At 58.6% G+C, this 20,541-nt stretch carries 23 protein-coding genes; 14 read left to right on the forward strand and 9 right to left on the reverse strand.

Annotated features, from left to right (window positions below; genetic code table 11):
- Positions 1-54: 54 nt before the first annotated feature.
- The gene (locus KW403_RS06975) at positions 55-849 is read left to right on the forward strand and encodes an SDR family NAD(P)-dependent oxidoreductase (RefSeq protein ID WP_223021998.1); all 795 of its coding nucleotides are present in this window, start codon (positions 55-57) and stop codon (positions 847-849) included.
- Between the two features lie 614 nt (positions 850-1,463).
- Positions 1,464-2,174 (forward strand): helix-turn-helix transcriptional regulator, encoded by a 711-nt coding sequence (locus KW403_RS06980; RefSeq protein WP_223021999.1) that lies wholly within the window; start codon positions 1,464-1,466, stop codon positions 2,172-2,174.
- Between the two features lie 46 nt (positions 2,175-2,220).
- Here the strand turns inward: KW403_RS06980 and KW403_RS06985 are convergent, their stop codons facing one another.
- Positions 2,221-2,934, reverse strand: a complete 714-nt coding sequence (locus tag KW403_RS06985; RefSeq protein ID WP_223022000.1) for a DUF1013 domain-containing protein — start codon at positions 2,932-2,934, stop codon at positions 2,221-2,223.
- A gap of 228 nt (positions 2,935-3,162) precedes the next feature.
- Between KW403_RS06985 and KW403_RS06990 the strand changes: the two genes are divergently transcribed.
- Positions 3,163-5,361, forward strand: coding sequence for an esterase-like activity of phytase family protein (locus KW403_RS06990; RefSeq protein ID WP_223022001.1), 2,199 nt, complete (start codon positions 3,163-3,165; stop codon positions 5,359-5,361).
- Between the two features lie 60 nt (positions 5,362-5,421).
- Here KW403_RS06990 and KW403_RS06995 read toward each other — a convergent pair whose 3' ends face one another.
- Complete coding sequence (locus KW403_RS06995) at positions 5,422-6,432, reverse strand: NAD(P)H-quinone oxidoreductase (RefSeq protein WP_223022002.1); 1,011 nt, start codon at positions 6,430-6,432, stop codon at positions 5,422-5,424.
- A 155-nt stretch (positions 6,433-6,587) separates the two neighbouring features.
- Between KW403_RS06995 and KW403_RS07000 the strand changes: the two genes are divergently transcribed.
- Both KW403_RS07000 and KW403_RS07005 read left to right on the forward strand, forming a co-directional pair.
- Entirely contained in the window at positions 6,588-6,782 is a 195-nt protein-coding gene (locus tag KW403_RS07000; RefSeq protein ID WP_223022471.1) for a DUF1192 domain-containing protein, read from the forward strand.
- A 202-nt stretch (positions 6,783-6,984) separates the two neighbouring features.
- A complete protein-coding gene (locus tag KW403_RS07005; RefSeq protein WP_223022003.1) occupies positions 6,985-8,247 on the forward strand; it encodes an MFS transporter in 1,263 nt (420 codons plus the stop codon).
- A gap of 326 nt (positions 8,248-8,573) precedes the next feature.
- Here the strand turns inward: KW403_RS07005 and KW403_RS07010 are convergent, their stop codons facing one another.
- Entirely contained in the window at positions 8,574-8,753 is a 180-nt protein-coding gene (locus KW403_RS07010) for a YdcH family protein (RefSeq protein ID WP_007008288.1), read from the reverse strand.
- Positions 8,754-9,009: 256 nt separating this feature from the next.
- On the opposite strand from KW403_RS07010, the gene KW403_RS07015 reads away from it, so the two are divergent.
- The 3 genes from KW403_RS07015 to KW403_RS07025 all read left to right on the forward strand — a co-directional run bounded on the left by KW403_RS07015 (position 9,010) and on the right by KW403_RS07025 (position 10,880).
- Positions 9,010-9,219, forward strand: coding sequence for a YdcH family protein (locus KW403_RS07015; protein ID WP_223022472.1), 210 nt, complete (start codon positions 9,010-9,012; stop codon positions 9,217-9,219).
- 90 nt (positions 9,220-9,309) lie between these two features.
- Positions 9,310-9,801 (forward strand): 5-(carboxyamino)imidazole ribonucleotide mutase, encoded by a 492-nt coding sequence (purE, locus tag KW403_RS07020; RefSeq protein WP_223022004.1) that lies wholly within the window; start codon positions 9,310-9,312, stop codon positions 9,799-9,801.
- Positions 9,802-9,803: 2 nt separating this feature from the next.
- Complete coding sequence (locus tag KW403_RS07025; RefSeq protein WP_223022005.1) at positions 9,804-10,880, forward strand: 5-(carboxyamino)imidazole ribonucleotide synthase; 1,077 nt, start codon at positions 9,804-9,806, stop codon at positions 10,878-10,880.
- Here KW403_RS07025 and KW403_RS07030 read toward each other — a convergent pair.
- Entirely contained in the window at positions 10,867-11,277 is a 411-nt protein-coding gene (locus KW403_RS07030; protein WP_223022006.1) for a lysozyme inhibitor LprI family protein, read from the reverse strand. The two genes, KW403_RS07025 and KW403_RS07030, sit on opposite strands and share 14 nt — an antisense overlap.
- 196 nt (positions 11,278-11,473) lie before the next feature.
- On the opposite strand from KW403_RS07030, the gene ykgO reads away from it, so the two are divergent.
- Together ykgO and KW403_RS07040 are read left to right on the forward strand one after the other, a co-directional pair.
- On the forward strand, positions 11,474-11,599 hold the full coding sequence (gene ykgO, locus KW403_RS07035) for a type B 50S ribosomal protein L36 (RefSeq protein WP_007008283.1): 126 nt from the start codon (positions 11,474-11,476) through the stop codon (positions 11,597-11,599).
- Positions 11,600-11,669: 70 nt separating this feature from the next.
- Entirely contained in the window at positions 11,670-12,263 is a 594-nt protein-coding gene (locus tag KW403_RS07040; RefSeq protein WP_223022007.1) for a tetratricopeptide repeat protein, read from the forward strand.
- A gap of 78 nt (positions 12,264-12,341) precedes the next feature.
- Here KW403_RS07040 and pyk read toward each other — a convergent pair whose 3' ends face one another.
- Positions 12,342-13,778: a pyruvate kinase gene (pyk, locus tag KW403_RS07045; RefSeq protein WP_223022008.1), complete on the reverse strand. Its 1,437-nt coding sequence runs from the start codon at positions 13,776-13,778 to the stop codon at positions 12,342-12,344.
- The gene (locus KW403_RS07050) at positions 13,775-14,257 is read right to left on the reverse strand and encodes a DUF1036 domain-containing protein (RefSeq protein WP_246637914.1); all 483 of its coding nucleotides are present in this window, start codon (positions 14,255-14,257) and stop codon (positions 13,775-13,777) included. Before KW403_RS07050 ends, pyk begins: the two co-directional genes overlap by 4 nt.
- A gap of 194 nt (positions 14,258-14,451) precedes the next feature.
- Here KW403_RS07050 and KW403_RS07055 point away from each other — a divergent pair, with 194 nt between their 5' ends.
- The 3 genes from KW403_RS07055 (at position 14,452) to KW403_RS07065 (ending at position 15,967) form a co-directional block, all read left to right on the forward strand.
- The gene (locus KW403_RS07055; RefSeq protein ID WP_223022010.1) at positions 14,452-15,249 is read left to right on the forward strand and encodes an N-formylglutamate amidohydrolase; all 798 of its coding nucleotides are present in this window, start codon (positions 14,452-14,454) and stop codon (positions 15,247-15,249) included.
- Positions 15,250-15,258: 9 nt separating this feature from the next.
- Entirely contained in the window at positions 15,259-15,567 is a 309-nt protein-coding gene (locus KW403_RS07060) for a DUF1244 domain-containing protein (protein WP_223022011.1), read from the forward strand.
- A gap of 136 nt (positions 15,568-15,703) precedes the next feature.
- Positions 15,704-15,967, forward strand: a complete 264-nt coding sequence (locus KW403_RS07065; RefSeq protein WP_007008278.1) for a DUF2312 domain-containing protein — start codon at positions 15,704-15,706, stop codon at positions 15,965-15,967.
- A 67-nt stretch (positions 15,968-16,034) separates the two neighbouring features.
- Here the strand turns inward: KW403_RS07065 and KW403_RS07070 are convergent, their stop codons facing one another.
- Positions 16,035-16,964 (reverse strand): AraC family transcriptional regulator, encoded by a 930-nt coding sequence (locus tag KW403_RS07070; RefSeq protein WP_223022012.1) that lies wholly within the window; start codon positions 16,962-16,964, stop codon positions 16,035-16,037.
- 93 nt (positions 16,965-17,057) lie between these two features.
- On the opposite strand from KW403_RS07070, the gene KW403_RS07075 reads away from it, so the two are divergent.
- Positions 17,058-17,807 (forward strand): SDR family oxidoreductase, encoded by a 750-nt coding sequence (locus tag KW403_RS07075; protein WP_223022013.1) that lies wholly within the window; start codon positions 17,058-17,060, stop codon positions 17,805-17,807.
- A gap of 90 nt (positions 17,808-17,897) precedes the next feature.
- On the opposite strand, the gene amaB is transcribed toward KW403_RS07075, so the two are convergent.
- Both amaB and KW403_RS07085 read right to left on the reverse strand, forming a co-directional pair.
- The gene (amaB, locus tag KW403_RS07080) at positions 17,898-19,412 is read right to left on the reverse strand and encodes an L-piperidine-6-carboxylate dehydrogenase (RefSeq protein WP_223022014.1); all 1,515 of its coding nucleotides are present in this window, start codon (positions 19,410-19,412) and stop codon (positions 17,898-17,900) included.
- Between the two features lie 183 nt (positions 19,413-19,595).
- Complete coding sequence (locus KW403_RS07085) at positions 19,596-20,489, reverse strand: LysR substrate-binding domain-containing protein (protein ID WP_223022015.1); 894 nt, start codon at positions 20,487-20,489, stop codon at positions 19,596-19,598.
- Positions 20,490-20,541 lie beyond the last annotated feature (52 nt).

A 20,541-nucleotide genomic window follows, 5' to 3' on the forward strand; every position in this document is an offset into this window, starting at 1 on the left:
ACCTTCCCAAGCCTGCGGCGCAGGGTCCAGCCGTTTTCAGCATGAGGGCTCAACATGGCACTGGACGGCAAGACGGCAATCGTAACGGGCGGCGCGGGCGGCATAGGCTATGCAATCGCCGAGCGGTTCCTGCGCCATGGCGTCAAGGTCGTGATCGCCGATCTGGAGGGGGAGAAAGGTGCGCGGGCTCTATCCGACCTGGAAAGGCTTGGGGATGCGCGCTTCGTGAAAGCGGATGTGAGCAAGCGTCTCGACGTGCACAACCTCCTGGCGGAAACGATCGACGCCTTTGGCGATGTCGACATTCTCGTCAACAATGCCGGGGTTGTGCACGCGGCGGATTTCCTGGATCTAAAGGAAGAAGATTTCAACCGGGTTCTCGACACCAATCTCAAAGGCACCTTCCTCACCGGGCAAGCCGTTGCACGCTATATGGTTGAAAAGGTCGAAGGCGGCGGTGCCGCGGGAACCATCATCAACATGTCGTCGATCAATGCCATTCTCGCCATACCCGAGCAGATCGCCTACACGGTATCCAAGGGGGGCGTCAGCCAGCTTACCCGCGTCATGGCACTGGCGCTTGCGCCCTATGGCATCCGCGTCAATGCCATTGGACCGGGTTCAATTGCGACCGACATGCTCGCCAGCGTGAACAACGATCAGTCGGCTCGCAACCGTATGCTGTCGCGCACCCCGCTCGGGCGTGTTGGAGAACCGGGCGAAATCGCATCGATAGCGACCTTTCTGGCCGACGACGATTCCAGCTATGTGACCGGCCAGACCATCTATGCCGACGGTGGCCGGCTGCCGTTGAACTACACGGTCGAGGTGAAGCCGGAGATCTCCTGACAAAACGCTGTCACCACCACGAAGCGATAATACTTCTGCCAGAATCAGGAGATTGTCGCCATGCCAGACTTCCTCGGAAGCTTCATTCGTGCCGTCCGCCGTTGGGCCGATCAAACCGGCGATCTTCGGCGGAAGTTGACAAGACGAATGCTGAACGACCTGCCGAACACGTTACAACGCGACATTGACTGGGATCCGACCAGTCGAGACCGGCTATAAACCTCTAAAGATCTCGGGTAACAGCTTCGCAGCCCTCCTGACGCAATGTTGTCAGGAGGGCTGTGTCATTGTCAGCATTCGACAATGGAGGGTTGTGAAACATGTCCGATACGTTGCCACTGAACGCAGTGGTCTGGGCAGAGATTCCTGATACCGACCTCGATCGCGCGGGGGCTGCTGATCCCGCCGCGGTCCCGGACGAGCCAGTTCCGCGCGAGGATGAGCCGAAAAGTTAACTGGCCGTCCCTGCCTCGTCGGAAGGTGCCATGGAGCGTGTCACAACAAATGGTGGCGAACTGGTATCATCCATAATCACTATTCCTGACGGTCGTTTCGTGTATTGTCTCGACCCCGACGGAAACAGCTTCGGAATTTTTGCGTGAGGAGAAATACGCATGCGCCGTGCTGACCGACTTTTCCAAATCGTCCAGCATTTGCGGGGCGGGCGCCTGGTTACGGCGCGACTTTTGAGCGAACGCCTCGAGGTTTCCGAGCGAACGATCTATCGCGATATTGCCGATCTTCAGTCCACCGGAGTACCAATCGACGGTGAGGCTGGCGTCGGATATTTGATGCGGGAGGGCTTCGAACTCCCGCCCCTTATGTTCACGCGAAACGAGATCGTGGCCCTGGTGGCGGGCGCTCGTATGGTTCGCGCCTTTGGCGGCGCGGCCATGGCCCGTGCGGCGGAAGAGGCGCTGGTGAAGATAGGAACCGTCCTGCCGGAGCCGGAACGCGACCGCATTTCACGCACCGAGATCCATACCCCGCGCTGGGTGGTGAGCGATATCGAGCGCGAGGCCATCGACACGCTGGAACGCTCAGTGGATACACGGGACGTGCTGTCCATAGACTACCGGGACGAAGCCGGGCGCACCTCGAAGCGCGACGTTCGTCCACTTGGTCTTTGGTTCTGGGGAAAAGTGTGGACGCTGGTAGCGTGGTGTGAGTTACGCGGAGATTTTCGCACGTTCCGCATCGACCGGATAGCCGCCATGACTCTTGCCGGGCGAACGTTCCGCCCCGAGCGCGGCAAGCAGCTGGCGGACTTCTACAGGCGGATGGAAATGCACGAGGCCATGATGGGCAGGGCCTGCGCCAGCTGAGGCGATACTCCCCGGCCGGCGGCCGGGGAGTATCTCAGTCGTCAGATCAGGACCGCTCGTCCTCATCTTCTTCGTCCGGATCGCTGGACTTCAGCGATGACAACTTGGCAAAGACTGCGTCCGCGTCCAGTTCCTGCTCATCGGAAGATGCGTCGGAGACGGCCTGCCCACCGAGAGGCAGATCTTCGGTCTCTGAAGCCGGGAGCAGGGTTTCACCGGTGCTCTCCTGCGGCGGGAGGTATTTTGCCGCGCGCTGCACTTCCAGATCGAGATCAATCTGAGAGCAAAGCCCAAGCGTAACCGGATCCATGGGAACAAGGTTCGCCGAGTTCCAGTGCGTGCGCTCACGGATAGCTTCGATGGTCGATTTTGTGGTGCCCACAAGACGCGAAATCTGCGCATCCTTGAGTTCAGGATGATTGCGCACCAGCCAGAGAATGGCATTCGGGCGATCCTGACGCTTGGAGAGCGGCGTGTAACGCGGCCCCTTACGCTTGGCCTCCGGCACGCGAACCTTCGGCTCCGAAAGACGCAGTTTGTGGTTCGGATTTTCCTCCCCGAGAGCGATCTCCTCGCGGGTAAGCTGTCCGGTCATCACCGGGTCCATACCCTTGATGCCCTGCGCAGCGTCACCATCAGCGATGGCACCTACTTCGAGAGGGTGCAGTTTGCAGAATTCGGCGATCTGATCAAAGCTCAGCGCCGTATTGTCGACCAGCCAAACGGCGGTGGCCTTGGGCATGAGAAGCGTGTTGGCCATGTTTCAAGAATCCTCTTCCTTCGCCCGCGTCCCTGGCGCGGGCGGTGGTCATAACCACCGATGTTGGGAAATATCGTCCGCGTTATAAACTGAAACACAAGGCGGACGCAACAAATTGCGCGTTCCCTCAATTGGGGAGTGTCACCGAACCGTCATTGATGTGTCATCGGGTTGAAATCATCCCTCTCGATTGTGCCGCTCCTATGGGTCTTGAGGGAGTTTTCAGACATGGGACGCAAAGCAATCATTCTAGGCCTGCTGGCAAGCACGGCAGCCGTTTTTCCTGCGCATGCCGATATGGCATTCAACCGTATCGCGACGTTTCCGGTGGCAGAAAACCTGCCGGCCGAGACGGACGCGGCCACCGAAACCTCTTCGGAGATCATCGCGCGCAGCGCTGACGGCAACACTTTGATCTACTCCGACAGCCCGCTGGGTGGCGTGGGGTTCGTCGACATCAGCGATGCCAACGCGCCGAAGGCCGGCGGCGTGCTCAAATTGGAGGGTGAGCCGACCTCTGTGGGTGTGGCTGGCCAGAAAGCCATCGCGGCCGTGAACACATCCGAGAGCTACACCAGCCCTTCGGGGAACCTCGTCGTGATCGACATGGCCACGAAAACCGCCGAAGAGTCCTGCGAACTGGGTGGCCAACCGGATTCTGTCGCCGTCAGCAATGATGGCCGCTTCCTTGCCGTCGCCATCGAGAACGAGCGCGACGAGGACCTTAACGACGGTGTAATTCCACAGATGCCCGCCGGGGACCTCAAGATCTTCAATCTCACCGACGGCGCGCCGGACTGCGGCAGCATGAAGACCGTTTCCCTGAGCGGCCTTGCAGAGATTGCACCAGAAGACCCGGAGCCTGAATTCGTCGATTTCAATGAAAACGGCGACATCGTTGTGACACTACAGGAAAACAACCATATCGCTGTGGTTTCAGCTGAAAGCGGCGAAGTGACAAGCCATTTCTCCGCTGGCCAGATCAACCTTGAGAACATCGACACGCTGGACAATGGCGCGATCGATTTCAATCAGACAGCCAATGCGCTGAAGCGCGAACCCGATGCCGTAAAATGGCTGGACGATGATCGCTTCGTGACTGCCAACGAAGGCGATTACGAGGGCGGATCGCGCAGCTTCACCATTTTCAGCAAGTCGGGTGAGGTTCTGTTCGACAGCGGCAAAGACCTCGAGTTTCGCGCCGCCGCTGTCGGCCACTATCCCGACAAACGCTCCGACGCCAAGGGAACGGAACCCGAAGGTCTTGAAGTCGCGAGCTTTGGCGATCAGCGGTATATTTTCGTGGCGCTTGAGCGCGCTTCGCTCGTCGTGGTCTACCGCGACACCGGCGCCGAACCGGAATTCGTCCAGGTCCTCCCCTCCGGCATCGGTCCGGAAGGCCTCGTGGCAATACCCGAACGTAACCTGCTCGTTACCGCAAACGAGACCGATCTGGTGGAAGACGGTGCGGCCCGCTCCCACGTGATGGTCTACGAACTGACCGAAGGAACGCCTGTCTATCCGACCATCGAATCGGCGCGTGACGACAACGGCGCTCCGCTTGCCTGGGGTGCCCTCTCCGGCCTCGTGGCAGATCGTGAAAAGCCGGGTACGCTTTACGCCGTGTCCGATTCCTTCTACGGCAATCAGCCCAGCATCTTCACCATCGACGCGAACGAGAAGCCGGCCCGCATCACCGCCAAGGCCATCGTCACGCGTGACGGCATGGCGGCCCAGAAGCTCGACCTCGAGGGTATCGCCAATGACGGTGAAGGTGGTTTCTGGCTCGCTTCGGAAGGCCGCACCGACCGTCTTACCCCACATGCTCTTTTCCGCATTGACGCCGCCGGCGAGATACAGGACGAGATCGCACTTCCCGCCGAGCTTCTCGCAGTCGAGAAGCGCTTCGGAATGGAAGGCGTGACGGTGGTCGGTGAAGGTGACGACCAGATGCTGGTCGTGGCCATTCAGCGTGAATGGGGCGACGACCCTAAAGGACAGGTGAAGCTGGTAAGCTACAAACCCGTTTCCGGCGAGTGGGCCGCAGTGCGGTACCCGCTCGATGCAAGCGAAAAAGGCTGGGTCGGTCTCTCCGAGATCACCGCTCACGATGGCAAACTCTACATCGTCGAGCGTGACAACCAAATCGGTACATCCGCGAAGATCAAGAAGCTCTACAGCGTCTCGCTTGAGAGCTTTCAGACGGCGTCGCTCGATGCAGATCTACCCCTGGTCGAAAAGACGCTGGTGCGAGACCTCGTGCCCGACATGAAAGCCGCCACCAATGGCTATGTCGTCGATAAAATCGAGGGCTTCGCAATCGACGTTGAAGGAACGGCCTACTTCGTGACCGACAATGATGGTGTGGACGATTCTTCCGGCGAAACGATTTTCGTCAATCTCGGCAAACTAGACGCCACCAACTGACACCGCCTCCTCCCAAGGCGGGGAAGCTCCGGCGCCAGCGCCGGAGCTTCCTTTTTCATGTCAGGCGACATTGAGCACGATCTTGCCTATATGCGCCCCATCTTCCATACGCTCATGCGCACGCCATGCCTCTTCCAGAGGGAAGGCCTCGTCCATGACCGGAGAAATGCGACCTGCAGCCAAAAGCGGCCAGACATGCGCTTCAAGTTCGGTGGCAATACGCGCCTTGAATGCCACAGACCGGGGTCTGAGTGTGGATCCCGTATGGGTGAGCCGCTTGCGCATGATCAACGAGAAATCCACCGTGGCGCGGGGTCCTTTTAAGAAGGCGATCTGCACGATGCGTCCATCCATAGCGGCCGCCTCGTAATTGCGTTCGATGTAATCACCGCCGATCATATCGAGAATGACATCGGCCCCATGACCGTCCGTCTCTTCCTTCACGGCCTCAACGAAATCCTCATCGCAATAATTGACCGAGCGCACCGCGCCCAGCAAGGTACAGGCAGCGCACTTTTTGGCAGAGCCCGCTGTTGCAATCACCTTCGACCCCAGAGCTTTAGCCAGTTGGATCGCAGTCGTGCCTATCCCTGAGGAACCGCCATGAACCAGCAGTGTCTCTCCCTCCTTGAGGCCGCCACGCTGATATACGTTGTGCCACACTGTGAAGAAGGTTTCAGGGATCGCGGCCGCTTCAAGAAAGGTGAGATCGCGTGGAATCGGCAGAGCATTCGTCTCATGAGTCAAGCAATATTCGGCATAGCCGCCGCCTGGTGTGAGAGCGGCGACGCGGTCGCCAACCTGCCAGCGCTTTACGTTTTCACCCACGGCTGCCACCTCGCCGGCAACCTCCAGACCGGGTAGATCAGAAGCGCCGGGCGGCGCCGGATACAAGCCCTTCCTCTGAAAAACATCAGGTCGATTGATGCCGGCGGCGCGTACCCTGATCAGGATTTCCCCATCGCCCGGCTTCGGCACCACCCGCTGCTCTGGCTTCAAAACACTTGGTTCACCCGGTTCGCTGATGGCGATCACCGTCATCTTTTCTGGAAGTGCTGTGTTGTTCATCATGCCCCTGTTGATTTGAAGAACGTCTGACAACACAATCGGCTAGCGATGCATTTGGATCAAGGTCAATCCCGGCCACTGCCAACCTGGCACGACCGAGAGGCTGCAAGGCTCACGGGCATCCAAGGACAGCTATCCAGATGACGGAAGGATGAATGATGGCCATTTTCGACGAGGAAGAGAGGAAGCCGATAGCCAGCCACCAGATTGGGCAAGATCTATCCCTACTATCGGTGGACGAGCTCAAGTACCGGATCACGCAATTGCAGGAAGAAATATTGCGGATCGAACGAGAGGTCGAAAGCAAGGGCGCAACCAAAACTGCGGCCGAGGCATTGTTTCATCGCAGCTGACCCGTTTCAAACTGCGCAATCATGGCCTTGAGCGGCGGTTTTGCGATGCAATTGACGGACTTATTCGCACATACTGTCAATCGCATGTCTCGAAGACGCCATCAAAGAGTCTGCGGCCTTGCTCGCGCCATGTTTCAATGGCGACGGCATCAGTCGACAGACGCCGGCCTGTTCGAACCCATATTCTCCTCGGAACCCTTTCATGCTGTCACCTCTCGGCTCCATAATTGCTCTTCTTCTTGGCACTGCCTTCCTATTGACGGGGTCGGGTCTTCACGGGCTTCTCCTACCGCTACGCGGGCAGATGGAAGGGTTTCCCACGGCCTCTCTGGGCGCTTTGGGTGCTGCCTGGGCGGTAGGCTTCGTGGCGGGTTGCTTCATAGCACCCCGCATCGTGCGCCGAGCCGGCCATGTCCGCGCCTTTGGCGCTTTTGCGGCTGCGGGCGCGATTATCGCATTGCTGACCGGCATGTGGGTGGATCCAACCGGTTGGGTGGTCCTTCGCATATTCACCGGCTTCACCATGGCGGGCGCGTTCATGGTGATCGAGAGCTGGTTGAACGAAAAGTCGACGAATGAAAATCGCGGCACCGTTTTCGGCATCTACATGATGCTGACCTATGGATCGCTGACCGCGGGTCAGATGACGGTTGCCTTCGGCAACGTTTCCAACACGATCCTTTTTATGACCACAGGCATATTGTTCTGCATGGCGCTCATTCCGACAGCGGTATCGAAGGCTGTGAGCCCGGAGCCGCTGGCGCAGGTTTCGCTTGATTTGAAAGGACTTTACCACAACTCGCCGGTCTCTTTTCTTGGCTGTGTGCTCGTCGGGATTGCAAACGGCGCCTGGGGCACACTTGGAGCTGTCTATGGGGGTCTCATAGGCATTTCGACATTGCAGATCGCCACAATGATGAGCATTGCCGTTCTTGCGGGGGCGGCACTGCAGCTTCCTGCAGGACGCCTCTCTGATCGAATCGATCGTCGCCTCGTCATAGCGGGCGCGTCTTTCGGCTCGGGCCTGTTAGGGCTGCTCATTTTTCTGAGCGCCCCGCGCGACGGCACCTATGTGATCGCGATGACCGCCATCTATGGCGCTTTCGCCTATACGCTTTATTCGATCATCGTGGCGCATGCCAACGACCACGCGACCCCGGAGGATTTTGTTAAAGTCGCAAGCGGACTGCTCTTCCTTTATGGCTTCGGCACCATGCTTGGACCATTGATCGGAGGCGTGCTTATGGAAATCATGCGGCCGGAAAGCCTCTTCCTCATTACCGCGCTCGCGCATTTCAGCCTTGGCGCCTACGCCCTGCTTCGAATCTCGCAGCGCGCACCGGTTCCCGTGGACGAGCGCGAGGCCTTCAAAACGCTGCCGTCCGAACGCGCCGTCACGCCTCAGGCAGCCGTTCTTGATCCGCGCAGTGACACGGACGAAAATTTGGCTGAGACTGTCGAATAAGCTTCACAAAACAAGTCTATCAAACTCACGGTCGCTGTTTCCGCGCGATACCAAAAACAAGGCCCCCGCACCGAAAAAATTCGAGGCGGAGGCCGACGGTCCTGCGCGGACCACATGTCAAAAGGGAATCCGTCAGTCACGAGCACATCAATAGTGTTCCGGCTGACATTCATAGCAGAAGACGAAATCTCTCTAATCGATTTCGCTTCGCAAAGTGCCCTTGCAACAAGGGCCGGAACGGGGTTCCGGCTTTCAGTCAACAGGACGTTCCCTCAATGCGCGTGATTGTTTCACATGCATCCAAAAGAAAGCATGTGGGCAACGACCTAGTGACGGGTAACCGCCGATTTGAGCTTTTCCATCTCGTCCTTGATGGCCAACTTGCGTCGCTTGAGTTGAGCCACATCGAGTTCGTCGACCGATGGATGGAGCTTCGCATCGTCGATTTCACGCTCCAGTTCACCGTGTTTGCGCTTCAACTCTGCAAGATGGGATTCAAGAGACATGATTGGGCTCTCCTTTGCTTCCTCGAGAACTCACCGGCCCCAATGCCCGCCCGCAGGAACCGGCGATCTAGACAGTGTGCCACCACAAATGTGGCTTGTCGAACACCTGCTGGTAGCATTTCCTGAAACACTGAAATGTGGTATAAGCGCCGCCGCTGCCGGGATGAACTCGACGGCATCGCCGGGTTGCTCATTCAACAGTGGATATCTCACTTGTGTTTGCAGCCAAACTTTCGCGCATGTGGGTCAACTGACTGTGGTGACATCTGAACAGGAACAGGCGGAGATTCGTCTTGAATTCGCCCGCCTCAAGCAGGATCACGCGGATTTCGATGCCGCAATCAACGCGATGATCGCTACAGGCAGCGATCCACTTCGCATCCAGCGCATGAAGAAAAAGAAACTGGCTCTGAAAGACAGACTCCAAGAACTGGAAGACAATATTATCCCGGACATCATCGCCTGAACCTCCTGTTTTGGAGAACTTGCCGCCTGGCGAGCTTGCGGTGACGGTCGGTTTTGACTACAGCCTCATTTTTGATTGCGAGGGGATCTGATGGCTGAGCGGTCCGCCCGTGTGGCGATTATCATGGGAAGCCAATCCGACTGGGCAACGATGCGGCATGCCGCTGACACGCTCGACCAACTGGGAGTCGAGTATGAGGCGCGAATTGTCTCTGCACACCGCACACCGGAGCGCCTTTACGACTTCGCCAGAAACGCCCGCAACGAGGGTTTCCAGACGATCATCGCAGGTGCCGGCGGCGCTGCTCACCTGCCAGGCATGACGGCAGCACTGACACCGCTTCCCGTTTTTGGCGTACCGGTCGAATCCAAAGCGCTCTCTGGACAGGATTCACTTCTCTCCATCGTGCAGATGCCGGCTGGCATTCCAGTTGGTACACTCGCCATCGGCCGTGCTGGCGCCATCAACGCAGCACTCTTGTCCGCGGCTGTGTTGGCGCTCCACGACGCGAATCTGTCAGAACGGCTCGATGCCTGGCGCCTAGAACAAACGGCAGGCGTTGCCGATTATCCGGTCGATTGAGCATGAATACCCCTCTCCCTCAAGGCGCGACGATCGGCATTCTCGGCGGCGGTCAACTTGGGCGCATGCTGGCAATGGCGGCAGCTAAGCTGGGCTATCGCACCGTGGTGCTGGACCCGGCCGCCGACAGCCCGGCAGCGCAGGTTGCCAATACCTTCATTCACGCCGCTTATGATGACACCGCCGCTCTCAAGGCGCTTCTCCGGCAGAGCGATGTAATTACCTACGAGTTTGAGAATGTACCCGTAGCGACGGCCTTGTCCCTTTCCGAGGAAGCTTCGGTCTTTCCCCCGCCGGAAGCACTTGAGGCCGCACAAGACAGGCTGGCGGAGAAAATCTTCTTGAACGCGGCTGGAATATCCACAGCCCCATTCGTCTCTGTGGACAATGATGCCGACCTTGCGCGAGGACTGGAGCGTTTTTCAGGTGGTGTGCTCAAGACTCGCCGTATGGGCTATGACGGCAAGGGCCAACGTGTCTTTCGCAATGTCGACCCAACCACACACCAAGGTGTCTTCTCGGATATGGGGAGCGTGCCGCTCATTCTGGAAGCTTTGGTTCCGTTTCGGCGGGAAATCTCGGTTATCGCTGCACGATCAATTGATGGAAGCATCGCCATTTACGACCCTGCTGAGAACGAACATAGGGACGGCATACTGCACCGTTCGATCGTCCCCGCACGCGTCGGTCCCGGCACTCTCAGCGCGGCAAAACAGGCTGCAACTGAAATCCTGGGGTCACTTCACTATGTGGGTGTGCTTGGCGTGGAGTTCTTTGTGCTCGATAGCGGCAAGGTGCTCGTCAACGAAATCGCTCCCCGCGTCCACAACTCCGGGCACTGGACCGAAGCGGCCTGCACGGTGTCCCAGTTCGAACAGCACATTCGCGCTGTGGCTGGCCTCCCGCTGGGCGACACACGCCGCCACTCAGACTGCCTGATGGAAAACCTGATCGGCGATGAGGTTCTGCGCGCATCCGAACTGCTCGAAGAACCTGATCTGATGCTCCATCTCTACGGCAAAACCGAAAGCAGGCCTGGCCGCAAGATGGGCCACTTCACCCGCCTTACAAACAACTGAGATCGCCTTCTTCGCATTCAGCGAGCGCTGCCAGCTCCTCTGTACGCTTCTCGGTGAGTTTCTGAAGACATTGAGCGCGCATCATAGGTTCGATGGAGCCACCACGCACAGCCAGCGTCTCAAGATCGCAGTGTGCATCACGAAAGCCGATCCATGCCCGCTGCGCGTCGCGCAACAAGGTGCGTGCATCTTCATTGCCTGAATAGCGCGTCCTGACGGCATCATACTGCGCATTAAGAGCTGTATCGGCAGCCTCATAATCTCGGGCTGCGCATTGTGTCATGTCGATCTGAGTCTGGGCATCGTCACAATTCAGTTCCTCGGCCTGCGCTGCGAAATCGAAAGGGGCAAGCATCAACAGGATGGCGACCGAACAAAAATAGTTGCGAAAAAACATATCAAACTCCTCTGATCTGCATGTTCGATGCAGAACCGACATTGTCTGCCGTCTGAATCACGTGATTCATCCTGCAGCGGCCCGGTGAAAGGTTGACACAGACAAGCATCCTCGTCTATGAGCCCATCGACTTGTGGCGCGCCATGGATGCGCGCCTTCTCATTTCGGGCCGCAAGGCCAACCACGGACAAGAACGATGAAGATCAAAAACTCGCTCAAGGCGCTGAAGACCCGTCACCGGGAAAACCGCATGGTCCGTCGCAAGGGCCGCATCTACATCATCAACAAGTCCAACCCGCGCTTCAAGGCACGGCAGGGCTGATCCGCCAGTTTTGGCGGACTTCACGCGAAATTCAGTTTCTCTTTGACCATGCCGCGCCTATGATTGCGGCATGGCACGATTCATGATCGCATTCTTCGCTGCTGTTCTCATGGGCCTGCCAACGACGCAGGCAGCGGAAGGTAGCAAGACCCTTTCCGGCATCGAAACCCTGGTGCCCGACCGACAGGCGCGCCTCGACGCGCTCTTCCTTGATCTCAAGAAAGAAACCAACGAACGTGCAGCACGTCGCATTGCGCTGCGGATTGGCGAAACCTGGGCCAACTCAGGTAGCGATACGGCGAATCTGCTGATCGGCTGGGCGAACGATGCGATGAAGGCGGAGAAGTTTTCCGTCGCGCTCGATTTTCTCGACCAAGTGGTCATGCTCTTTCCCGACTATGCCGAGGGCTGGAACCGACGGGCCACGGTTCATTTCATGATGAACGACTACTCCCGTTCGATGGCTGACATATCCCGAACGCTCGAACTGGAGCCACGCCATTTCGGTGCGCTGGCAGGTATGGCCCGTATCCTGCAGGCCACAGGTCGGCAGGAACAGGCTCTCACAGCCTATGAGCAGGTTTTGAACATCTATCCGATGCTGCGCAGTGCGCAGAACGCTGTCGCCGAGATATCTGACGAGCTGGCCGGTCAGGGCATCTAAACAGGCTCAGGGAAAATGCCTGTTTGCCTTTGAACGCCGGCGGAAACGCCCGCCGGCGTAGCAACCTTCAAGAGTGGTTCAGATTCCGCCGAGACCGTCGGAACCGATATAGGCAATGCGCAGCATATTGGTAGCACCGGGCGTACCGAGGGGTACACCGGCCGTGACGATCACGCGATTGCCTGGCTTGGCAAAGCCCTCTTCATACGCAATGCGGCAGGCTCGGTTGACCATGTCATCGAGGTCAGCCGCATCCTCCGTAACGACACAATGCGTTCCCCAAACAAGTGACAGCCGCCGCGCAGTCTCCACCACCGGCGACAACGCAATGATCGGCACCTGCGGCCGCTCACGGGCTGCGCGCAACCCGGTGGTGCCTGAGGAGGTGTAGGAGATGATCGCCGACAGGTTGAGCGTTTCGGCAATTTGACGCGCGGCCATGGAAATTGCATCCGCGCCGGTTGGCTCCGGCTCGGTCCGCTGACCATAAATGATGGTCGGGTAGGTCGGATCCTGCTCCACCTTGGTGGCGATCGAGTTCATTGTCGCGACCGCCTCGACCGGATAGTCGCCGGCTGCGGACTCCGCCGACAGCATAACCGCGTCCGCCCCCTCGAAAACGGCGGTCGCTACGTCAGATACTTCCGCACGGGTCGGCACAGGAGCGGAAATCATCGATTCCAGCATCTGTGTGGCGACCACAACCGGCTTGCCGGCACGCCGGCACGCACGGGTGATCTGCTTCTGGATGCCGGGGACAGCCTCGAGCGGCATTTCCACACCGAGATCCCCACGCGCCACCATCAATGCGTCGGAAAGCTCGATAATCTCGGCAAGACGCTTAACCGCCTGCGGCTTCTCGATCTTGGCGAGAAGCGCTGCCCGACCGCGCGCCACCTTGCGCACCTCGGCCATATCCTCGGGCCTCTGGATGAAGGAAAGCGCGATCCAATCGACATCGGAAGAGAGCACCGCATCAAGATCCTTGCGATCCTTGTCGGTGAGAGCGCCCATGGGAAGATCCGTGTCCGGCAGGCTGACACCCTTGCGGTCGGAGATCTTGTTGCCGGCCACCACCTCACAGGTGATCGCCTTGCCGTCACTCTTCACGGCCTTGAGCTGCAATCGCCCGTCATCTATGAGCAGGCGGTGTCCCGGCTCGACCGATTTCAGAATCTCGGGATGCGGCAAATGAACCCGCCTGTCATTGCCCGGCTCGGGATTATCGTCGAGCGTGAAGGTTTGCCCGACAGTGAGGTCAACACTCTTTTCGGCAAACGTGCCCACTCGGAGCTTAGGTCCCTGCAGATCGGCGAGAATGCCGATAGGGTGGCCAACTTTTTTCTCAACCGCTCGAATGCGGCTTACCAAGGTTCGCATCAGATCGTGGCTGGCGTGGCTCATGTTGATGCGGAACACATCGGCCCCAGCCTCAAACAGGCGCTGGATGCTCTCTTCTTCTGAAGACGCGGGCCCGAGCGTGGCGAGAATCTTTACCTTGCGATTGCGCCTCATTGGGAGGCATCCGAATTCGTCAGCGTGCTGCTGTCAGCCGGTCCGTCAGTCAAATCCACCATCCAGTTTTCCTGCTCGCGCGTGTCATATTCCTGGAATCCGGCACGCTGGAAGCCCCGCGCAAAACAATCATTGGTACCGGCAATCTTGAACTCAGTCAGTGCAACACACATCTGCACCTTACCCTCCCACCGGCCGCCGCTGGCGGCGTCCTCTGCATAGAGGTAGTAATAGCGCGATTCCAGCGGCCCCTCGATCAGGGTCTTGCAGCTCGATTTCTCGATCCGCCACCAGCCTTCGCTCACCCAGCCCGAAGCCGTGCGATAGCCAATGGCAACACCAACGAGATTCTGTGTGGAGTTACAGACGCGGAAATCTGCAAACGCCGTTGTGGGCGCAAACACGACGCCTCCCAGTCCGGTCGCTACAGCCAGCAGAAAAGCCCGCCGGCGTTTCGCGTGCGACGCCCGTCGAAGCATTTTTGAGAACCTTGAATCCGACCTGAGCATATTTTCCTTTTCGGCAATGTCCGGCCCCCTGTCAACGCGCCATTGCCTACCAGCGCGTGTTTTCCATCACAGCCTTGCAGAACGGTGCGCAACATGAAAGGACGAGATTACGCTGTGATAGGCGCACATTTATGACCCCACCAGTTTTCCCCGGAACCTGCTCGATGAACGCCCTCCGTTTTACATCACCGTTCGAATTGATTCCCGGTGATCCCGCCACGGGGGTCGTCCTGATTGCAGATCACGCAAAGCGCGCGCTGCCTGAAGCATATGGTGCGCTGGGTCTGCCGGCGTCAGAATTTGAACGACACATCGCCTACGACATCGGCGTGGAGATGGTCACTCGCACCCTCTCTGCAAAGCTCGGGGTGCCCGCGGTCCTGGGCGGTTTCTCAAGATTGCTCATCGATCCCAATCGCGGCATCAATGACCCGACTCTGATCCGGCAGATCTACGACGGCACGATCATTCCTGGAAATTACCCCCTGAGCCCAGAAGAACGGCAAAACCGGATCGATCAATTTTATCGCCCTTTTCATGACGCCGTCGCCGCGGCCGTGGACGGAGTCGAAAAAGCAATTGGCGGAGCGCCGTTGATCATCGCAATCCACTCATTCACGCCGTCTCTGCTCGGTCGAAAACGTCCCTGGGAGGTCGGTATCCTTTGGGACATCGACAATCGCGCGGCCAGCCCTCTGATCGAAACACTCAGAGCCGATGGTGAACTGACCGTGGGCGACAACGAGCCATATGACGGCGCCTATCCCGGCGACACCATGCATCAGCACGCCACCACGCGGGGATTCCCCTATGCACTTGTCGAGATTCGCCAGGATTTAATTGCCGGCCAAGACGGCGCGATCGGCTGGGCAGAAAGGTTGAGCCTCATGGTTGAAGCAATCAATGCGCGGCCCGATATCCATCAGGTGAAGCACTTTGGGTCCCGAACAGAGCACATGTGAGGAAATGCCATGACACCGCTGAGTGAAGAAAAGAAGCGCGACCTGGAAGCAGCCGCGTTTCGCCGCCTGATCGATCATCTGCGCTCTCGGACCGATGTCCAAAACATCGATATGATGAACCTGGCCGGCTTTTGCCGCAATTGCCTGTCGAACTGGTACAGGGACGCTGCCGAAGCTGAAGGGATCGCGCTTTCCAAGGAGGAATCACGTGAGATCGTCTACGGCATGCCCTATGAGGAATGGCGCGAGAAATATCAGACCGAGGCAAATGCGGAACAGAAGGCGGCTTTCGAGACCAATCGTCCGGAAGAGATCTGACCAATCCTCCATCTGGCGGGAACAGCCTCATTGAGCGCAGCAAATCCCTTGACCGATGGGGCTCTCTGGGGCATCGAACCTGCCACGCCTCAACGCCCGACTCGCGGGCTTTCAAAACAATCGACCGGAGTTTTGCATGGCCGACGACATCACGACCGAGACCGCCGACACAGTGGCCGCTGGCCAGCTTCGCGCTTTCATAGAGCGCGTGGAACGACTTGAAGAAGACAAGAAGACCATTTCGGAAGACATCAAGGAAGTCTATGCCGAAATGAAAGCCAACGGCTTCGACACCAAGGCCGTGCGTTCCATCGTACGATTGCGCAAGAAGGACCAGGCCGAACGCCAGGAAGAAGAAGCCATGATCGACCTCTACAAGGCCGCACTTGGCATGGAATAACGCATGGATTGGTTGGGCGCTGATTTGAAGGCGCCCGGCACTTCGGTCCACGCCCCGGTGCACGATTCTACATTTTCACGAGAGCTGGGTTTCTCTCGCCATCTTCCTTGCGGGAATACCTTGCGGGGGAAACTCCAGTGGACCGGGAAAATGCGGTGCTGAATGCGCTGGTCGAGCCATAGCCGACCTTTGTCGCGATTTCTGAAATGCTGTGCGCCTTCGAATTCAGCATGCTCCTCGCGAGCGTCATTCTCCAGCGTTGCAAATATTCCATCGGCGGCATTCCGACCACCCGATTGAATCGCGTGAAAAAGCTCGAACGGGACAAGCCCGCCGTCCGCGCGAGCTCTGCCACGGACCATGCCCGGGCTGGCTTCGCGTGGATAGCGCGCAAGGGACCGGCCAGCCGTTCGTCACCCAGGCCCCTCAAAAGCCCCGGCATATCTCCCGCATCCGTTGCCGAACGCAGCGCTTCGATGAGCAGCACCTGGAGGAGATGCTCGAGAACAACATCTTTGGCCGGACGCTCAGCGCGCGCCTCTTCTCTCACCAACCGCGCCAGTTCGCCTAGTCGTGCTTCACCACGAACCACTGCGATATCCGGCAACAGCGACACAAGCAACTCGGCATCGGGCGCACCGAAGCTGCAATATCCGACAAGTGCTTGAACATTGACCGGTGCCTCTTCCGGACCGACCCGCGCCGTCCCGTCCAACCGGATCCGTGGACTGCTTTTCTGCCCGGCGGGAAGTGCCGGCTGAATGCTGGACATGGAAAACCCGGGCGCCGCTGGCACCAGAACGAAATCCCCCCGGCGAAGATCCACCGGCGGCTTCCCATCCACTTCGAGGCATGCCTGTCCGTCCAGCATGAGGCAATAGTAGGCCTTCTCCACCTCCTCACGCCGTATCCGCCAGGCACCGGAGGCTTTCACCAGCTTGGAGAACGGAGCACGGGGACGCAGAAGGGAAATCGCCTGTGAGAGAGGGTCTGCCATTTGGATCTTTGATAAAGAAATACGGATGACTGATTATAGAAAATATTGAGCGCGCGGTCGATATCAGGAGTTCCAGAAACAGGAGAAGCCAATATGAAGACCTTGATGATCACTGGGTGCTCTTCCGGGTTCGGACAGGAGACCGCGCGCCATTTCATCTCGCAGGGTTGGTCTGTTGTCGCCACAATGAGAAAACCGGAACAAGGCGCACTCCCCGCCTCTGTACGGCTCCGCATCCTGCCGCTGGACGTGACAGATCCTGTCTCGATCCGTCGCGCCGTTGAAGACGCAGGCCCAATCGATGCGCTCGTCAACAATGCGGGGATCGGATGGATGGGCCCTCTGGAAGGCATCCCTGAAGACATGATCCGGGAAATATTCGACACCAACACGTTTGGAACAATGGAGATGACCCGCGCAGTGCTGCCGCAGTTTCGCCAACGCAAAGCGGGCGTGATCGTGAATGTTTCCTCCAGCACGACCCTCAAGGCCCTACCACTTCTCCCGGTCTACACAGCAAGCAAGGCGGCAGTGAACGCCTTCACCGAATGCCTTGCACTGGAGGTTGAACCATTCGGCATTCGCGCCCGGCTCGTTCTGCCCGGCCGCGCGCCAGCAACGCGTTTCGGTGCGAATGCAAGGATCCTGATGAGTGCCTCAGGAAGCACTCCCGATGCCTATGAGATGATCACGAAGAGGGTCTTTGACGGCATGAAGGCAGCCGCGGACGAACCGGTCACAGAACCGGCGGATGTTGTCGCTGCGATCTGGAGGGCTGTGACCGAACCCAACTGCCCGCTACGGCAGGCTGCAGGCGCGGACGCCTTGGCTCTGGCTGCCTGAAATATGATCTGAAATGAGCTGCGGCGTGACATCCTTCAAACACAAAAAGGGCGGCCCGAAGCCGCCCTTTCGCATCTCTGGTTCAGACGCCTATTCGATGTCGAAGGAGACGCCCTGTGCGAGCGGCAGCTCCTTTGAGTAGTTCACCGTGTTCGTCGCACGGCGCATATAAGCTTTCCATGCGTCAGAGCCCGATTCGCGGCCACCACCCGTTTCCTTTTCACCACCGAACGCACCGCCGATCTCGGCGCCGGAGGTACCAATGTTCACATTGGCAATGCCGCAATCGGAACCACGTGCGCTGAGAAATTCCTCGGCTTCGCGCATATCGGTCGTGAACACGCAGGAAGAAAGGCCTGCGCCCACGGCGTTGTGAAGTTCAAGCGCCTCGTCGAAATCGCTGTACTTCATCACGTAGAGTATCGGGGCAAAGGTCTCTTCGAGGACGACACCCGCCTGCTCCGGCATTTCGACCAGAGCCGGGTGTGCGTAAAAGGCATCCGCATCGCCACTATCGAAGCGAGTGCCACCCACCACTTTGCCGCCAAGCTTTTTCGCCTCTTGAAGCGCTTTCTGCATGTTGTCGAAGGCACCCTTGTCGATCAGGGGACCAACCAAAGCATCGGTCGTAAGCGGACTGCCGACGGACACCGATTCATAGGCCTTGCGCAGGCGCGGCAGAAGCGCGTCATAGACGGATTCGTGTACAAAGAGCCGGCGCAGCGTCGTGCAGCGTTGACCAGCAGTGCCCATGGCGCCAAAGGCGATGGCGCGCAGCGCCATATCCAGGTCAGCCGAAGGACAGACGATGCCGGCATTGTTGCCGCCAAGTTCCAGCACCGCACGAGCGAACCGCTTTGCCAGGCGCGGCCCGACTTCGCGGCCCATCCGCGTGGAACCGGTGGCCGAGACCAGCGGCACCTTCGGATGATCAACCATGGCTTCACCCACGGCGCGATCACCAATGAGGACGGTGAGAAGATCCGCGGGCGCATCCCCCCCAAAGCGCTTGACCGCACGGTTGAAGATCGCCTCGCAGGCGAGCGCCGTCAGCGGCGTCTTTTCAGAGGGCTTCCACACGACACTATCGCCACATACAAGTGCCAGAGCGGCATTCCACGACCAGACAGCGACCGGGAAATTGAAAGCGGAAATAACACCAACCACACCCAGCGGATGCCAAGTTTCCATCATGCGGTGGCCGGGGCGCTCGGTGGCAATGGTCAAGCCATAGAGCTGCCGCGACAAGCCAACAGCAAAGTCGCAAATGTCGATCATCTCCTGGACCTCGCCAAGGCCCTCCGAGCGGATCTTACCCACCTCGATCGACACCAGACGCCCAAGATCATCCTTCGAGGCGCGCAGCTCCTCGCCGAGTAGCCTCACAAGTTCGCCGCGGCGCGGCCCGGGGACATTGCGCCAGGTTTTGAAAGCTTCATACGCACGCTCGATGGCAGCGCCGGCATCGTTTGCCGAGATAGAAGGGACCGCAGCAATTTCCTCACCGGTGACCGGCGTGCGTACCGACAGGTCGCCACCGCTAAAAGCCTTTTCGTCAACGCCGAGGCGTTTCAGAAGCTCGCTTGTTTCATTCTTGACGTTCATGGGTGCTTCGCTCCCTGGATAATCTTTTCTCGAGACGCGGGCGAATGCCGCGCGGCCGAACCGGCCCCTGCCGGGAATGTAGGGAGGGCCGCGCAGGATTGGAAATGGAAAATCGGACTGTATTCATGATGTAGGATCATGCAAACCGGCCTGAACGGTGGCAAAACGACACAATCTATGACGCTAAACCTGCGCGAGAATCCATGAAACGAACGCGTCCGCAGTGGGATTCTCAACACCGAGCGGCCGCACGATGAAGTAGCTGTTCTGCGTCTTGAGAGCCGTATTTCCCACCTGAACCAGAACGCCGGAACGCAGTTCCTCTTCGATCAGGTATGCAGGCACAAGCCCGGCCCCAAGTCCGGCAACGGCGCCGGCGATCACCATGGTGAACTGATCGAATTGCTTGCCGGGAAGTGCAGGGACGTCTTCCAACCCGGCCTCATGCATCCAGTCTCCCCAAGCTCCCGGCCTGCTCTGGAGATGAAGCAACGGCGCTTCGAGAAGATCTTCCGGGCCCCGCACCCCGTTGGTTTCTATAAATTGCGGTGATGCAACCGCAATCATCTCCTCATCGCAGAATTTGGTGAGCTGCGCATCCGGCCAGTTATCGCGCCCGAAATGAATGGCAACGTCGAAGCGTTCGTGCGCCATATCGAAAGGATTGATGCGTGCTGTAAGATTGATCCCGATTCCCGGATGCGCCTTTTCAAATCCCGGCAATCGCGGAATAAGCCATCGGCTGGCGAAAGTCGGCAGGCTCGCCACATTGAGTGCCGCCCCCGACATCCCGGCTGCAATGGCTCGATGAAGAGTCTGGGTAATGCGGCTGAGATCGTCTTCCAGTGCATCGGCGAGATTCTTGCCGGCTGGCGTCAGAACCACACGCCGTCCGACGCGTCGGAACAGACTGAACCCGAGCGCCGTTTCCATGTCGCGAATATGGCGGCTGACGGCGCTCTGCGTCAGATTGAGTTCCTCGGCAGCCAAGGTGAAGCTCTGATGTCGCGCGGCTGATGCGAAACTGCGCAGAACGGAGAAGGACGGCAGAAAGCGCCGCGCAAACCTGTCCACCATCGTCGAATAAAGCTCCCCTATGCGACCCGCCGCAGACCTGAATGCCTTTGAA

This window comes from Nitratireductor kimnyeongensis, from assembly GCF_019891395.1.
Classification (GTDB): Bacteria; Pseudomonadota; Alphaproteobacteria; order Rhizobiales; family Rhizobiaceae; genus Nitratireductor; species Nitratireductor kimnyeongensis.

Bases quoted from the DNA above. Each gene is read 5' to 3' on its own strand.
- KW403_RS06975 (WP_223021998.1), top strand. From the start codon at position 55: ATGGCACTGGACGGCAAGACGGCAATCGTAACGGGCGGCGCGGGCGGC.
- KW403_RS06980 (WP_223021999.1), top strand. From the start codon at position 1,464: ATGCGCCGTGCTGACCGACTTTTCCAAATCGTCCAGCATTTGCGGGGC.
- KW403_RS06985 (WP_223022000.1), bottom strand. From the start codon at position 2,934: ATGGCCAACACGCTTCTCATGCCCAAGGCCACCGCCGTTTGGCTGGTC.
- KW403_RS06990 (WP_223022001.1), top strand. From the start codon at position 3,163: ATGGGACGCAAAGCAATCATTCTAGGCCTGCTGGCAAGCACGGCAGCC.
- KW403_RS06995 (WP_223022002.1), bottom strand. From the start codon at position 6,432: ATGATGAACAACACAGCACTTCCAGAAAAGATGACGGTGATCGCCATC.
- KW403_RS07000 (WP_223022471.1), top strand. From the start codon at position 6,588: ATGGCCATTTTCGACGAGGAAGAGAGGAAGCCGATAGCCAGCCACCAG.
- KW403_RS07005 (WP_223022003.1), top strand. From the start codon at position 6,985: ATGCTGTCACCTCTCGGCTCCATAATTGCTCTTCTTCTTGGCACTGCC.
- KW403_RS07010 (WP_007008288.1), bottom strand. From the start codon at position 8,753: ATGTCTCTTGAATCCCATCTTGCAGAGTTGAAGCGCAAACACGGTGAA.
- purE (WP_223022004.1), top strand. From the start codon at position 9,310: ATGGCTGAGCGGTCCGCCCGTGTGGCGATTATCATGGGAAGCCAATCC.
- KW403_RS07025 (WP_223022005.1), top strand. From the start codon at position 9,804: ATGAATACCCCTCTCCCTCAAGGCGCGACGATCGGCATTCTCGGCGGC.
- KW403_RS07030 (WP_223022006.1), bottom strand. From the start codon at position 11,277: ATGTTTTTTCGCAACTATTTTTGTTCGGTCGCCATCCTGTTGATGCTT.
- ykgO (WP_007008283.1), top strand. From the start codon at position 11,474: ATGAAGATCAAAAACTCGCTCAAGGCGCTGAAGACCCGTCACCGGGAA.
- KW403_RS07040 (WP_223022007.1), top strand. From the start codon at position 11,670: ATGGCACGATTCATGATCGCATTCTTCGCTGCTGTTCTCATGGGCCTG.
- pyk (WP_223022008.1), bottom strand. From the start codon at position 13,778: ATGAGGCGCAATCGCAAGGTAAAGATTCTCGCCACGCTCGGGCCCGCG.
- KW403_RS07050 (WP_246637914.1), bottom strand. From the start codon at position 14,257: ATGCTTCGACGGGCGTCGCACGCGAAACGCCGGCGGGCTTTTCTGCTG.
- KW403_RS07055 (WP_223022010.1), top strand. From the start codon at position 14,452: ATGAACGCCCTCCGTTTTACATCACCGTTCGAATTGATTCCCGGTGAT.
- KW403_RS07060 (WP_223022011.1), top strand. From the start codon at position 15,259: ATGACACCGCTGAGTGAAGAAAAGAAGCGCGACCTGGAAGCAGCCGCG.
- KW403_RS07065 (WP_007008278.1), top strand. From the start codon at position 15,704: ATGGCCGACGACATCACGACCGAGACCGCCGACACAGTGGCCGCTGGC.
- KW403_RS07070 (WP_223022012.1), bottom strand. From the start codon at position 16,964: ATGGCAGACCCTCTCTCACAGGCGATTTCCCTTCTGCGTCCCCGTGCT.
- KW403_RS07075 (WP_223022013.1), top strand. From the start codon at position 17,058: ATGAAGACCTTGATGATCACTGGGTGCTCTTCCGGGTTCGGACAGGAG.
- amaB (WP_223022014.1), bottom strand. From the start codon at position 19,412: ATGAACGTCAAGAATGAAACAAGCGAGCTTCTGAAACGCCTCGGCGTT.
- KW403_RS07085 (WP_223022015.1), bottom strand. From the start codon at position 20,489: ATGGTGGACAGGTTTGCGCGGCGCTTTCTGCCGTCCTTCTCCGTTCTG.